Origin of the sequence: Streptomyces chattanoogensis (assembly GCF_001294335.1) — a bacterium.
In the GTDB taxonomy this organism is placed as follows: domain Bacteria; phylum Actinomycetota; class Actinomycetes; order Streptomycetales; family Streptomycetaceae; genus Streptomyces; species Streptomyces chattanoogensis.
Genome location: NZ_LGKG01000001.1, coordinates 56,141 through 69,135, shown reverse-complemented (window position 1 = coordinate 69,135; position 12,995 = coordinate 56,141). Strand labels below are relative to the sequence as shown.

Here is a 12,995-nt window from a genome sequence, read left to right as displayed (position 1 = left end):
GGTCCTTTCGGTTCGGAGGTGTGCGTGGCGGGTGCGCCGACCCGGTGTCGGCCGTCCTCGGCACGGAGCGAGCGCTTCGAGGTCGTCCGCGACCCGGGGCCGGAGGGACGCGCGGGCGATGCGCGACGCGCACACGTACACTGGGCGGCGGGTACTTGCCTGCCGACCGGTAAGTGGGTGTTCCGGCCCCAGCCGGGTGAGGACGGACCGAGGGAGAGAGCGTGGCCGGAAAAGGTACGAAGAAGGAGCGGGGGGACACCCGCAGGCGCATCCAGGACGTGGCCCTTGAGCTCTTTGTCCGAAACGGCTACGAGAAGACCTCGCTGCGTGAGATCGCGGAAATCCTGGAGGTCAGCAAACCCGCGATCTATTACCACTTCAAGTCGAAGGAGGACATTCTCCTCAGCATCTTCCAGGACCTGAGCCGCCCCGTCGACGACATCATCTCCTGGGGGCGCCAGCAGCCACGGAACCTCGAGACCAAGCAGGAGATCCTGCGCCGCTACAGCGCCGCACTCGAAGCCTCCGTCCCACTCGTCCGCTTCCTGCGGGAGAACGAGGCGACCCTGCGCGACCTCAAGGTCGGCAAGGAGTTCGGGCAGCAGATGACCAGCATCGGCGAGATGCTCACCGACTCGGACACCTCGCTCACCGACCAGCTGCGCTGCATGAGTGCCCTGCTGACCCTGCACTTCGGGACCTTCGCCCTGCCGAACATCCCCGGGGACGCCCAGGAGAAGCGGTCGGCGCTGCTGGAGATCACCATGGAGATGGTGGCGGCGGCGCACCCCGAAGAGGCCTGACGCGCCGGAAAGGCGGCGCGCCGGCCCGGTGGGCGCCGCCGCCCCGCTCAGGGCTTACGCGCGACGGCCGCGTACAGGTTGGAGCGCTCCTCAGCGGCGCCGGAGGCGCCGTCCGGGCGCCACTGGGGCGTGAACACCAGCCCGGGGTCGAGCAGTTCGAAGTCGCCGAGCAGCCTGCGGACCTCCTCGCCGGTGCGCGGCACGATCGGCGTGCGGCCGCTCCGCTGGAACATCTCGACCGTGTTCCGCATCGTCTCGGGGTCGTTGTCCCAGGTGAAGCAGGACAGCGCGAGACAGCTGCCGGAGGGCAGCGCCCGGCGGTAGGCCGCGGTGATGGCCCACGGGTCGTCCTCGTCGTGCAGGAACTGGGTCACGCCCAGCATCAGGAAGCCGACCGGCTGCGAGAAGTCGATCAGGCGGCGGGTGGCCTCGGCATTCAGGACGGCGTCCGGGTCACGCAGGTCCTCGCCCACCATGGCGGTGCGCTCGTCGCCGCGAAGGATCAGCTCGCTGTGCCCGATGGTGGCCCGCTCGTTGTCGACGTAGACCACCCGGCACTCGGGGGCGGCCTGCTGGGCGGTCTCGTGGACATTGCCCATCACCGGCAGCCCAGAGCCCAGGTCGAGGAACTGCCGGATGCCCCGGCCGACCATGAAGCGCACCACACGCTGGAGGAACTGCCGGTTGTGGCGGGACATGTCCCTGGCCGGCAGTACCGAGAGCACCTGGTCCCCCAGCTTCCGGTCGGCCTCGAAGTGGTGGGTGCCGCCCGCTATGTAGTCGTAGGCACGGGCTGCGCTGGGAACCTCACGGTCCAAGCCCTCGGGAATCCAGTTCACGGTCGCGCTCATCGCACACTCCTCGATGCGGTTTCTGCTCGGTCTGTGTCGTCCTCGGCGGCGCGCCGCCGGATGCCGTCCAGCAGCCGCGCCTGCCACAGCGGCGCGTCGTCGGCCGGCGCCCCGGCGCGCACGGCGGCGGCGAACGCCGCGACGGCGCTCGCCACCTGGTCCTCGGCGGGCAGCCGGATCCGCTCCGTCCCCGAGGCGCGCGTCAGGCACACCACCGGTTCGTGGTCCGCGGGCGGAGTGAAGGCACGGTCGATGCGGATCCGGCCCTCGCTGCCGCACAGTTCGTACGTGGACCGGTAGGCGTGCTCCATGCCGAAGCTCAGCTGGGCGGTCACGCCCCCGTCCGCGGTCAGCAGCGCCGCACCGGAGGTCTCCACGCGACGGCCGGGCCCCGCGGTCAGCACGGCACCGCGCACCGCGAGATCCGGCCCCAGGAAGTGCTGGGCGGCCCGCACGGGGTACACCCCCACGTCCGCCAGTGCTCCCCCGCCCAGGTCCGGGTCGTAGCGGATGTCGTCGTCGGGGAGCGGCGGGATGGTGAACGTCGCCTGGAAGGAGCGCAGTTGGCCGATCGCGCCGTCCTCGGCCAGTCCGCGGACGGCCGCGTGCTGCCCGTGGTGCACGAACATCACGTTCTCGCGCAGCACCAGGCCCGCCGACCGGGCCGACGCCAGCAGCGCGGCGGCGCGCCCGGCGTCGTCGGCGAGCGGCTTCTCGACGAGGACGTGTTTGCCCGCCCGCAGCGCGGCCTCGGTCCACCGCGCGTGCAGTGACGAGGGCAGTGGAACGTAGACGGCCTCCACGTCCGCGCGGTCGAGCAGCCGGTCGTAGCCGTGCACCGCCCGGCACCCGTAGGCGCGGGCCGCCTCCCGCGCACGGTCCGCGTCGCGGCTCGCCACCGCGACGATCTCGACGTCGGGGCAGGCCGCCATGGCGGGCAGCAGGCGCCGCCGGGCGATCGAGGCCAGGCCCATGACGGCGATCCGCACCGGATCCATCAGCCCTGCTCCCCCATCGCGTGGAGACATGCGAGCAGGGTGCGGGCCTGGACGTTGAGGTAGTGCCCGTGCGGTACCAGGGAGGTCAGCTGGCCGGGGGTGACCCACTGGTAGCCGGGCGGCGGGTCCAGGGGTGCCTGGGACTCGTCCGCCTCGATGACCAGGTAGCGGCTCTCGGCGTTCAGGAAGCGGCCGCCCTCCTCGGAGTGCACGGCCTCGTACCGGATCCGCGACGGGTCGGCGTCGAGCACCGCGTCGAGGTACGGCGGGCGGTCCTCGGCCGGCAGGTGCCGGTAGTTCTCCGGGGTGTACTGAACGGTCGGCCCCAGTTCGACGGTGTCGAGGAAGCCGCCCTCGACCCGGGCGTGCGCCAGGACGTGCGGCACCCCGCCGATGGTGCGCCACAGGAAGGCCGCCACGCCCCGGCCGACCGGCTCGAACAGTGGTTGGGTCCAGCCGGTCACCTCACGGTTGCCGGCCCGGACGGCCACCGCGACCACACGGAAGTAGCGGCCCTCGTCGTGCTCGATGGCATCCGGGCCGCGCTTCCAGCGCGTGATGCCGTTCAGCGGCACCCGCTCGGCGGTGACGGTGTGCCGCGAGCGCTCGCCGCAGAACCAGGACAGCAGTGCGGTGTCGGACAGACGGGCCTCGGTGCCGCCGGCGAGCGGGACACAGGACAGCACGGTCCGCGAGTCCATGTTCACCACGTTGTCCTGGTGCAGCAGTTGGTTGATCTGCCCCAGGGTCAGCCAGCAGAAGTCGTCCAGCAGCGGCACCTCTCCGACCGCTTCGACGATCATGTTGCGGTTGCTCTTGCGGTGGAACCACGAGCCGTGCTCGGACTGCAGGACGTCGGCGAGGACCCGGCCGCGGCCCGCCCGGGTGAAGTACTCGATGTACTTCACGGCGGCGCCGCGGTGGACTCCGGTGTAGTTGCTCCGCGTGGCCTGCACGGTCGGGGACAGCTGGAGCAGGTTGGGGTTCCCCGGCTCCATCTTGGCCTGCATCAGAAAGTGCGGTACGCCGTCGAACTCCTTGACCAGCAGCCCGAGGATGCCCACTTCGGGCTGCTTGATGATGGGCTGCTGCCACTGCCGGCGCCGGTCGCCGTCCACGGCGGTGACGGACAGGCCCTCGACGGTGAAGAACTTCCCGCTGCGGTGGACCAGGTTGCCGGTACCGCCCTGGAAGGACCAGCCGTCCAACGCGTCGAAGGGCACCCGGTCGACCTGGAAGACGTTGGCCCGGGCCCGCTCGTCGAGCCAGGCTCGGACCTCGCCGGTGCGCAGCATGGCGCCCTCGGTCGCCGCGGCCGAGCGGGCCATGCGCCCTGCGGCGTCGCCGTCCGCACGGGGCGTCAGGGTCCTGGAGTCATTGGGGGTGGCACTGGTGTGTGGCAGCATGAGCCAACTTTCCGTGTGGCACGGGCGATTGACGGTCGGACGGGCTTACGCGTTCGTGGCCGGCAGCTCTCGCCACCAGCCCGGGTTGTCCCGGTACCAGGCGACCGTGTCGGCCAGGCCCTGGTCGAAGGGGATCCGGGGTGTGTACCCCAGCTCCTCGCGGATCTTGGTCTCGTCGAGGGCGTAGCGCAGGTCGTGCCCCTTGCGGTCGGCGACCCGGCGCACCATCGACGCGTCGGCGCCGCACAGCTCGAGGAGCCGCTCGGTGAGGGCGAGGTTGGTGCGCTCGTTGCCGCCGCCGACGTTGTAGACCTCGCCGGCCCGGCCGTTGTTGAGGACGAGGTGGAGGGCCCGGCAGTGGTCGTCGACGTGCATCCACTCGCGGACGTTGCGGCCGTCCCCGTACAGCGGGACCGGCCTGCCCTCGAGCAGGTTGGTGATGAATAGCGGGATGAGCTTCTCCGGGTGCTGGTACGGCCCGTAGTTGTGGGAACACCGGGTGACGGAGACGTCCACGCCGTGGGTGCGCCAGTACGAGCGGGCGACCAGGTCGGAGCCCGCCTTGGAAGCGGCGTACGGGGTGTTGGGCAGCAGCGGCCGTTCCTCGGTCCAGGCGCCCTCCTCGATGGAGCCGTAGACCTCGTCCGTGGAGACGTGCACCACCCGCTCGACGCCGGTCGCCAGCACCGCGTCCAGCAGGGCCTGGGTGCCCAGCACATTGGTGCGGAAGAACTCGGCGGCCCCGGTGATGGAACGGTCGACGTGCGACTCGGCGGCGAAGTGCACCACCGCGTCGTGCCCGGGCAGCACCTCGCGCAGCAGGGCGCTGTCGCACACGTCGCCCTGGACGAACGTCAGGCGCGGGTGCGAGGCGGGGAGGCCGGCCCGGTTGCCCGCGTAGGTGAGCTTGTCCAGGACCGTGACCCTGGCCCCCTCCCAGCCGGCGTACCGGTCGTCGAGGAGGGAGCGGACGAAGTGCGAGCCTTTGAAGCCGGCCCCGCCGGTGATCAGGATTCTCATGCGGCCACCTCGGAAAGGGAGTTGCTCGCCGGCCGCGCGAGGGGCGTGCGGCCGGCCGACGGTAGGCGCCGGTGCGGGGGCCTGGGAGCCCGCACGGCGCAGCGCGCCCCGCGCCCGGCAGCACGTGCCGGGCGGGGGCCGGCACCCGTGGCGCGCCCGGTCATCCGAGGAAGTCGGCGACGGTACGGGCGGCGGGGCGGCGGTGCTCCAGGTCCTGCCAGCGGTCCGAGAAGGCGTTGCGGGTGAACTTGGGCACCCGCATCAGTTCGTTCGGGAAGCCCATCGGCACCTGGCTCAGCTCGTCCAGCCGCCTGGTCTGCGCCTCGTCGAGGCGGACGTCGAGGCAGGCCAGGGTGTCCGCGAGCTGGGACTCCCGGGTGGCGCCGAGGATGGGCAGCGGCTGTGCGGGGCGGCCGCGCAGCCAGGCCAGGGCGACCTGCGCCGGGGTCCAGCCGCCCTCCTCGGCGATCCTGACGACCTCGCGGACGACCGCGGTGTCCCGTTCACTGTCGCCGGCCCAGTTCTCCACGCTCAGGCGCCCGCTCTCGCTGCGGAGGTACTTGCCGGTCAGCCGGCCCTCCGCCAGCGGGCCCCAGGCGAACACGCTGACGTCGCACGCCCCGGCCATGGGAAGCAGCTCGCGTTCCGGGGTGCGCTCCAGGAGGTTGTAGCGCACCTGGATCCCGGCGAAGGCCGACCAGCCGCGCAGCTCGGCGAGCATGTTGGCCCGCGAGACCTCCCAGGCCGGCCAGTTGGAGGCGCCGACGTAGAGGATCTTGCCGGCCCGGATCTGGTCGTCGAGCGCCCGCATGACCTCCTCGACCGGGGTGAAGGGGTCGCGGGCGTGCAGCCAGAGCAGGTCGATCCGGTCGGTGCGCAGCCGGCGCAGGCTGGTCTCCAGCGAGCTGACCAGGTTCTTCCGGTGGTTTCCCGCGGAGTTGACGTCCCCCGGCCGGGTCATCGCGTTGTACTTCGTCGCCAGGACGAAGCGGTCGCGCCGCCCTGACAGCACCTCGCCGACGCAGCGCTCCGACAGCCCGCCGCCGTAGACGTTGGCGGTGTCGACGAAGTTGCCGCCGGCCTCGGCGTACTGGTCGACCAGCCGGGACGCCACCGGGGTGGCGGCCCCCCACTCGTCCTCGCCGAACGTCCCGGCGCCCAGGCACAGTTCCGACACCCGTAGCCCGGTCTTTCCCAACATCGTGTACTTCATCGTCGCGTGGCCCTCTCCCTCGGCGCTCCGGCTCCCGTTCCGTCGGCTGTGCTCAGGCCCCGTACGGGCGCTTGTCGCGGGCCTCGCGCAGGGCCAGCGCCCACCAGGTGAGCTGGTCCAGCAGGGTCTTGGCGGCCGCGGCGGCGCCCTCGGCGTCCCTGGGCGTGCCGTTCTCGTCGAAGGCAGCGGCACCGCCGTGGAAGCTGACGGTGTCCCGGATACCGACGGCGTGCAGCTCCGCGAAGACCAGCCGGAGCTGCTCGACGGCGCGCAGCCCGCCGGAGAAGCCGCCGTAGCAGACGAACCCGACCGGCTTGGCCCGCCACTCCACCAGGTGCCAGTCGATGGCGTTCTTCAGGACGGCCGGGAAGCTGTGGTTGTACTCCGGCGTCACCACGACGAAGGCGTCCGCCGCGGCGATGCGCGGACGGATCGTGTCCAGGACCGCGGTCATCTCGGGCGAGGGCTCACGGGTGGGGCCCGCCGTTCCCAGCGGGACGTCCGCGAGGTCGATGACGTCCACGTCGAGGTCGGTGCGGTGCGCCGTCTGGGCGGTGATCCAGTCGGTCACGGTGGGGCCGAACCGGCCGTCGCGGACACTGCCGGTGATGACGGCGAGGCGGATGGGCTGTTCGGACATGGCGTTGAATTCCTTCTGTAGTGAGACGAACCGGGAAGAGAACCGAGGGTGGGAAGGGGCGGGTCAGGCGTCCGCTGCCACGCCGGCGCGGGCGCCCGAGGCGGCCCGGGCCGGCCGCGACCAGCGGCGCATCGCGGGCCGCTCGAGGAGCGCGTACAGCCCCCACGCCAGGAGCACCGACACCGCGAAGCAGCCGGCGAGGAAGGCGAGGCCGGCCGGGGCGCCCCAGGCCGGGCCGGTGGGCTGCCCGAAGATGTTGGGCTGCGAGCCGAAGATCCGGTGCCCGTACGTCAGCACCAGGGAGTGGACGAGGTAGAAGGCGAAGGAGATCTCACCGAGCCAGACGAACGTCCGGGTGCTCAGCCAGGTCCGGCGCCCCCTGACGTCCGCCGCGGCGGCAGCCGGGATGAGCAGCGCGAGCGGGACGACCGTGACGGCAGCGTAGTTGTAGAGCTGGTTGAACGTCACGAAGACCGGCAGCAGGTAGGCGGCCACGGCCAGCAGCCCGGCCGGCAGCAGGCCGAGCCCGGGCCACCGGCCGGTCAGCAGGATGCGGGCCATGAACATCCCGAGCAGGAACTCCAGCAGGCGGCTGAGCGGGAAGACGTAGACGAACCAGACCTGCGTCCACGACACCGGCAGGAAGGAGTAGTGCGGGGTGCCGGGCAGCAGGTGCTGGGCGATGACCGGCAGGACCAGGACCAGCGCCGCGGCGCCCGCCGCCCCGTACCACAGCCGGTTCGGCCGGACCTTGTTCACCAGCCGGATCAGCAGCGGGAACGCCAGGTAGAAGAGCATCTCCACGGACAGAGACCAGCTGACCGTGTTGGCGGTCTCCACATAGGAGACGTCCGGCAGCCAGGCGTGCAGCAGGAACAGGTTGGCGAGCGTCTGCGGGAACGCGATCTGCGCGCTGACCAGGGACATCAGCACGAGGGCGGCGGCGAAGGTCACCACGTGGTTGGGGACGATCTTGAAGAAGCGGCGCCGCCAGAACCGCCGGGCGCTGTCCCCGGTCCGCGCCGACCAGGTGAGCACGAACCCGCTGAGGAGGAAGAAGAACGACACGCCGACGGCCCCCGCGTTCCCGAAGAACGTGAAGTAGTCCGCCGCCACGGCCTGGTCCTTGAAGACCCCGGTGCTCGCCCCGTGGACGGCGAACACCAGGGCAGCGGCGATGAACCGCAGTCCGGTGAGTGAGGGGAGCCTGGACGTGGTGATCGGTTGCGCGGTCACAGGGGCGCCTTCCATGGTCGGGGACGGTGCGGGTCAGCGTGGTGGGCGGCGGCGGGAGCCGGCCGCGACGAGGCCGCCCAGTGCGATCAGCAGGCCCGCGGCGGCGACCGCGGCGACCAGCAGCAGGGGCGGGCGGTACGCGGCGGCGAGCGCGTCGGCCCCGACCGCCCGCCCGGGGTGGCCGGCGGCCAGCAGCGCCGACACCGAACCCAGCATCAGCACCGCGCCGAACTGCACGGCGGTCTGGTACAGGGCGATGGCGGTACCCCGCTGCTCCGCCGGAACGCTCCCGCCCGCCTGCGTGTTCAGGGCCACGAACGCGAAGACAAAGCCCGCCCCGACCAGCGCCGTGACGGGCAGCAGACCGGTCGGGTACGGCGCGTCCAGGGCGGCCGTGCGCAGCGCCAGCACGTCGCCGGCGCACGCGGCGGCGGCGCCCAGCGCGATCAGCCGGGGTGTGCCGAAGCGCCGCACCAGCGGCCCCGAGCGCAGCGCGGAGACCGCGAGCGGAACGCAGGCCGGCAGGAAGGCCAGCGCGGTCCCCCACGGTGTCCAGCCCCGGACCGTCTGAAGCCGGAACGTGACGATGAACAGCAGCCCCAGGAACGTGCCGTTGAGCACCGCCGCGCCGAGCGCCGACCGCATCAGCCGCCCGTTGCGCAGCAGCCGGCGCAGCGGCACGGCGGGCGACGGGACGCGCCTGCCGTCGCGGGGGATGTACCGCACGCCGAGCAGGAGCAGCAGCAGCGCCACGGGGGCCGGGAAGAGGAAGACCCAGCGCCAGCCGGCCGGTGTCAGCAGGCCGGAGAGCAGGAGTCCGGCCGTGAAGCCGATGGCTCCGAAGAACGAGTAGACCGAGATCGCCCGGCTGCGCTCGGGGCCTTCGCGGAAGGTGGTGGTGATGATGGCCAGCCCGGTGGGGGCGGTGAGCGCGGCGCACACGCCCTTGACGACCCGGGTGACTGTCAGCACCACCGGGTCGGTGGCCAGGCCGCCCGCCAGGGAGGCGGCGGTGAACGCGAGCAGCGCGGTGAGGTAGACCGGTCGCCGTCCCAGCGCGGTGGTCAGCCGGGCGCCGGGGATCAGCGCCGCGCCGAAGCCGAGCGCGAAACCGCCCATCACCCACTGTGTGGCCCACGTCGAGAGGTGGAAGGCGTGGCCGATCGTCGGCAGGGTGACGAGGACGACCGAGACTTCGAGCGCGTCGATGAGCATGTTGCCCGCGAGGACGCTCAGCAGCAGCCACTGGCCCGGCCGCCAGCGGACGGGGCCCTGCCCCGCGTGGGTCGCCGGAGCCGAGGGTGAGGAGGAGGCCGAGGCCTGCGCCATGGAGATGCACCGCCAGGGGTTCGGTCGGGACAGGGCCGGCCGCGATGCGGGGATCACCGCGACCGGCCGGTCGGGGGCGCGGCGCACGGGTCGGGCGCCGCGGGCGGACGTCAGCCCAGCAACGTGCCACCGCTGGCGTCGATGAAGGCACCGGTGATCCAGCGGGCGTCGTCCGAGGCGAGGAAGGCCACCACGTCGCCGACGTCCCTGGGCTCGGCCACCCGGCCGAAGGTGGACATCTGGGCCATCTGCTCCACGGCCTCCGGGATGTCGAACACCGGGCTGCCGTTGTTGGTGATGCCCGGGGCGACGCTGTTGACGGTGATGCCGCGCGGGCCGAGGTGCTTGGCGAAGTGCAGCGCGAGCTGTTCGACGGCCCCCTTGGTCATCGAGTACGCCACTTCCTGCGGGTTGGCGAAGCGGGTGAGCCCGGAGGAGATGTTGATGACGCGGCCGCCGTCGGGCATGAGGGTGAGGGCACGCTGCAGGATGAAGAACGGCGCCTTGGCGTTGACGGCGACCAGCCGGTCGAAGAGTTCGGGGGTGACCTCTTCGGGGGCGACACCGCCCATGATCGCGGCGTTGTTGACCAGGATGTCCAGGGCGGTGCCGCCGGTACGTTCCTTCAGGCCGCTCTCCAGGGCCCCGAACAGCGTGTCGACATCGCCCGCGACGCCCAGTTCGGCCTGGACGGCGAACGCCTTGCCACCGGCCGCCTCGATGGCGGCGACGGTCTCCTGGGCGGCCTCGGCCCGGGAGGCGTAGTGCACGGCGACGAGCGCGCCCTCACGCGCCAGACGCTCGGCGGTCGCCCGCCCGATGCCCCGGCTCGAACCGGTCACGAGTGCCGTCTTGCCCGCAAGCTTGGTCACGGTGTCCTCCTGTAGGGGTGTGGTGTGGTGGGGCCTGGGGGAAGTCCCCGCCGGCCGCCCGAGGGGCGGACCGGTTCAGGCCCGGTGTCGTGGTGCCGGCGTGCCGGTGCCCGGGTTGGGCGCGCCGAACCAGCGGCGCAGGGCCGCGTCCAGGTCGGCCGGTGTGCCGTCGATCCAGGCGAGGTGGCCGTCCGGGCGGACCAGTGCCGCACCGAACTCCGGGCCCCGGCAGCCGGGTTCGGCCTCGGCCCGGACGTGGGTTACGCGGCCGTCCGCCCACCGCCGCGCGGCCGCGGCGAGCGCGGGGTCTTTGCCGAGATCCAGCAGGACGCCCCGGCCGGACCGCAGCAACCCGAGGGTGCCGGCCGGTCCGGCCGCCGTGTGCAGCCGGTACGCGGGCAACCGGGCGCCCAGCAGCGGGTGTTCGCCTTCGCCGCCACCCGCCATGTCGTAGCGGACGTCCAGTCCGCTGATCATGCCCGCCAGGTGGGCGCGCGCTTCCGGCAGCCCGATCAGCCCGCGGAAGACCGACCGCAGCTCCTCGACGTCCTGGCCGCCCAGGAGCAGCAGCGCCTGGGCGGCGATGTTGCCCAGTACCCGCCGCCCCACCGGGTGGCGCTCGGCGTGGTAGCTGTCGAGCAGTCCGGTGCCGCGCAGGTGCGCGGCGAGCTTCCAGCCGAGGTTGACGGCGTCCTGGAGGCCCAAGTTGAGCGCCTGGCCGCCCACGGGCATCTGCCGGTGGGCGGCGTCCCCGGCCAGCAGGACGCGGCCCATGCGGTACCGGGAGACCTGCCGGCGCGCGTTGCCGAAGGCGTTCAGCCACACCGGTGTGCCGCCGGAGATGTCCTCGCCGGTGATGTCCGCCCACAGGCGGGTCACCTCCTCGAAGGAGGGAGCCTCGGTGCGGGGCCGGGCGGGGGTGCCGTAGCCGTGGGCCATGACCCGGGTGATGCCCGTGGGGCCGCGGGAGGCGATGGCCAGGCCGCGGGGGTGCCGTTCGAAACGGCGGTTGGGAACGTCGATTCCGGCGATGTCGGCCCGCAGCAGCTCCTTGGTCGCGTCCTCCCCGGGGAACGGGAAGCCGGCCAGCCGCCGGACGATGCTCTCCTCGCCGTCGCACCCGACGACGTACTGCGCGCGGAGGCGGCGCGACGTCGGGCCACCGCCGCCCGCCGATGGCGGCGTCGCCGCCGCCACCTCCACCTCCACCTCGACGTGGTCCCCGCGGTCGGTGATGCCCACCACCCGGTGTCCACGGCGTAGCTCGGCGCCCAGCCCGGTGGCCCATCCGGCGAGGAGCTCCTCGGTCCGGGCCTGGGGCACCTTCCACTGCCCCGGGTAGGGGCCGGGCAGCGTGAGGTCCAGCGCGATGCCTCCGAAGTGACCGGGACCGCCGTTCGGCGGATCGCCCAACTCCTCGGCCAGGCCCCGCTGTTCGAGTATCTCCATGGTGCGGGCGTGGAGGGTGGACGCCCGGGATTCCGTGGTCGGCGCGGCCAGCTGTTCCAGCACGGTGACACCGGCCCCGCCGAGCCGCAGCTCGCCGGCGAGCATCAGCCCGACGGGGCCCGCGCCCACCACGAGGACCTGGGTGTCGATGCCCGGTGCCGTCATGGCCGGCGGCGCCGTTCGGCGTGGTCCTTGGCGTGGCCGAGGGTGGCCCGGCTGTTGGCGCCCAGCGCCCCGCGCAGGTACTCCCGGGCCTGAGCGACTCCGGCGTCCGGTCCGAGGACGGCGGAGATGTTGTCGGTGTTGACGGTCACCGTGTGCTGCGAGGTGGCGATGACGGTGCCGGCCTCCTCGTGGAACGTCCAGCGGCCGGTGTGCAGCGTCATCAGCGCGGGCAGCGTGGTCTGCTTGTAGGCGATCTTGTGGTGCGGGAGGCAGACCCGGTACGACCTGGTCGTGTGCGTGGAGCCGTCCTTGGCGCGGGTGTCCATCTCCAGGGTCTGCAGCCCGGGGGTGTCCTCCTCCAGGCGTACGGACGCCACGTGCGGCAGCCGCTCGGACCAGAGCTGGGCCTCGTCGATGAACGCGTAGACGTCCTCGGCGGAACCGTCGATGCGCACGCTGTCCTCGAACGAGAAGGTCAGCTCCCGGCGGGCGTGCACCTGCTCGATGTTGACGCGCAGCGCCGCCAGTTCCGAGCGCGAGTTGCGGTCGACCGCGCGGTCGATCCACGCCAGGCCCTCGGGGTCGTCGTCCACGGCCCGGTAGTCGTGCAGGAGCCGCACCCGGGACTTCTCGGGAGCGAGCTCCTCGATGATCCACGCCCCGCCCATGGATGCCACCGGAGGGGCGGACACCTCCTGGCGGAAGTCGATGCGCCGGGCCACGGGGTCGAGCGTGCGGCGCGAGGTCCAGCTCTTGGCCTCGTCGCCGGCGGTGGCCCAGATCCGGATGCGCTCCTGGTTCCCGGTGCTTTCCAGCTGTTCGACGTGGAGGGTGGGCGGGAAGATCTGCGGCCAGTTCCCGACCTCGGCGAGCAGCCGGTAGACGTCGGCGGCCGGGGCCGAGATCGTGATGTCGTGCTCCACTTCGCGCAGAGCGGTCTGCGGCATGTGCTGTCTCCTTCTTGGCTGCTCCGTGCGGCGGCGGTGTTCCGGGTGCCGGGGCGGTGGGCCCGG

Annotated in this window: 12 protein-coding genes; 1 reads left to right on the top strand and 11 read right to left on the bottom strand. The window is 72.5% G+C overall.

What is annotated here, in order from left to right; all coding sequences use genetic code 11:
• Positions 1 to 221: 221 nt before the first annotated feature.
• On the top strand, positions 222 to 803 hold the full coding sequence (locus ADL29_RS00295; protein WP_053921798.1) for a TetR/AcrR family transcriptional regulator: 582 nt from the start codon (positions 222 to 224) through the stop codon (positions 801 to 803).
• 47 nt (positions 804 to 850) lie between these two features.
• Here the strand turns inward: ADL29_RS00295 and ADL29_RS00290 are convergent, their stop codons facing one another.
• From ADL29_RS00290 to ADL29_RS00240, 11 genes are all read right to left on the bottom strand, one after another.
• On the bottom strand, positions 851 to 1,654 hold the full coding sequence (locus ADL29_RS00290) for an SAM-dependent methyltransferase (RefSeq protein ID WP_053921797.1): 804 nt from the start codon (positions 1,652 to 1,654) through the stop codon (positions 851 to 853).
• On the bottom strand, positions 1,651 to 2,682 hold the full coding sequence (locus ADL29_RS00285) for a Gfo/Idh/MocA family protein (RefSeq protein ID WP_078970625.1): 1,032 nt from the start codon (positions 2,680 to 2,682) through the stop codon (positions 1,651 to 1,653). Before ADL29_RS00285 ends, ADL29_RS00290 begins: the two co-directional genes overlap by 4 nt.
• Positions 2,652 to 4,058 (bottom strand): NDP-hexose 2,3-dehydratase family protein, encoded by a 1,407-nt coding sequence (locus ADL29_RS00280; protein WP_053921795.1) that lies wholly within the window; start codon positions 4,056 to 4,058, stop codon positions 2,652 to 2,654. Before ADL29_RS00280 ends, ADL29_RS00285 begins: the two co-directional genes overlap by 31 nt.
• Positions 4,059 to 4,103: 45 nt before the next feature.
• On the bottom strand, positions 4,104 to 5,078 hold the full coding sequence (gene rfbB / locus ADL29_RS00275) for a dTDP-glucose 4,6-dehydratase (RefSeq protein ID WP_053921794.1): 975 nt from the start codon (positions 5,076 to 5,078) through the stop codon (positions 4,104 to 4,106).
• 160 nt (positions 5,079 to 5,238) lie between these two features.
• Positions 5,239 to 6,291 carry an aldo/keto reductase gene (locus ADL29_RS00270; protein WP_053921793.1) on the bottom strand — a complete coding sequence of 351 codons (1,053 nt, stop codon included), beginning with the start codon at positions 6,289 to 6,291 and terminating at the stop codon, positions 5,239 to 5,241.
• Positions 6,292 to 6,343: 52 nt separating this feature from the next.
• Positions 6,344 to 6,931: an NADPH-dependent FMN reductase gene (locus tag ADL29_RS00265; RefSeq protein ID WP_053921792.1), complete on the bottom strand. Its 588-nt coding sequence runs from the start codon at positions 6,929 to 6,931 to the stop codon at positions 6,344 to 6,346.
• Between the two features lie 63 nt (positions 6,932 to 6,994).
• Positions 6,995 to 8,167: an acyltransferase family protein gene (locus tag ADL29_RS00260; protein ID WP_245689080.1), complete on the bottom strand. Its 1,173-nt coding sequence runs from the start codon at positions 8,165 to 8,167 to the stop codon at positions 6,995 to 6,997.
• A 33-nt stretch (positions 8,168 to 8,200) separates the two neighbouring features.
• Positions 8,201 to 9,496: an MFS transporter gene (locus ADL29_RS00255; protein WP_078970685.1), complete on the bottom strand. Its 1,296-nt coding sequence runs from the start codon at positions 9,494 to 9,496 to the stop codon at positions 8,201 to 8,203.
• A 110-nt stretch (positions 9,497 to 9,606) separates the two neighbouring features.
• Positions 9,607 to 10,368, bottom strand: coding sequence for an SDR family oxidoreductase (locus ADL29_RS46435; protein ID WP_046929085.1), 762 nt, complete (start codon positions 10,366 to 10,368; stop codon positions 9,607 to 9,609).
• A 75-nt stretch (positions 10,369 to 10,443) separates the two neighbouring features.
• The gene (locus tag ADL29_RS46430) at positions 10,444 to 11,982 is read right to left on the bottom strand and encodes an FAD-dependent monooxygenase (RefSeq protein ID WP_053921790.1); all 1,539 of its coding nucleotides are present in this window, start codon (positions 11,980 to 11,982) and stop codon (positions 10,444 to 10,446) included.
• A complete protein-coding gene (locus ADL29_RS00240) occupies positions 11,979 to 12,929 on the bottom strand; it encodes an aromatase/cyclase (protein ID WP_053921789.1) in 951 nt (316 codons plus the stop codon). Before ADL29_RS00240 ends, ADL29_RS46430 begins: the two co-directional genes overlap by 4 nt.
• Positions 12,930 to 12,995: the final 66 nt, after the last annotated feature.

Excerpts from the sequence above, each read along its gene's own strand:
- ADL29_RS00290 (WP_053921797.1), bottom strand. The coding sequence starts at position 1,654 with ATGAGCGCGACCGTGAACTGGATTCCCGAGGGCTTGGACCGTGAGGTT.
- ADL29_RS00285 (WP_078970625.1), bottom strand. The coding sequence starts at position 2,682 with ATGTCTCCACGCGATGGGGGAGCAGGGCTGATGGATCCGGTGCGGATC.
- ADL29_RS00280 (WP_053921795.1), bottom strand. The coding sequence starts at position 4,058 with ATGCTGCCACACACCAGTGCCACCCCCAATGACTCCAGGACCCTGACG.
- rfbB (WP_053921794.1), bottom strand. The coding sequence starts at position 5,078 with ATGAGAATCCTGATCACCGGCGGGGCCGGCTTCAAAGGCTCGCACTTC.
- ADL29_RS00270 (WP_053921793.1), bottom strand. The coding sequence starts at position 6,291 with ATGAAGTACACGATGTTGGGAAAGACCGGGCTACGGGTGTCGGAACTG.
- ADL29_RS00265 (WP_053921792.1), bottom strand. The coding sequence starts at position 6,931 with ATGTCCGAACAGCCCATCCGCCTCGCCGTCATCACCGGCAGTGTCCGC.
- ADL29_RS00255 (WP_078970685.1), bottom strand. The coding sequence starts at position 9,496 with ATGGCGCAGGCCTCGGCCTCCTCCTCACCCTCGGCTCCGGCGACCCAC.
- ADL29_RS46430 (WP_053921790.1), bottom strand. The coding sequence starts at position 11,982 with ATGACGGCACCGGGCATCGACACCCAGGTCCTCGTGGTGGGCGCGGGC.
- ADL29_RS00240 (WP_053921789.1), bottom strand. The coding sequence starts at position 12,929 with ATGCCGCAGACCGCTCTGCGCGAAGTGGAGCACGACATCACGATCTCG.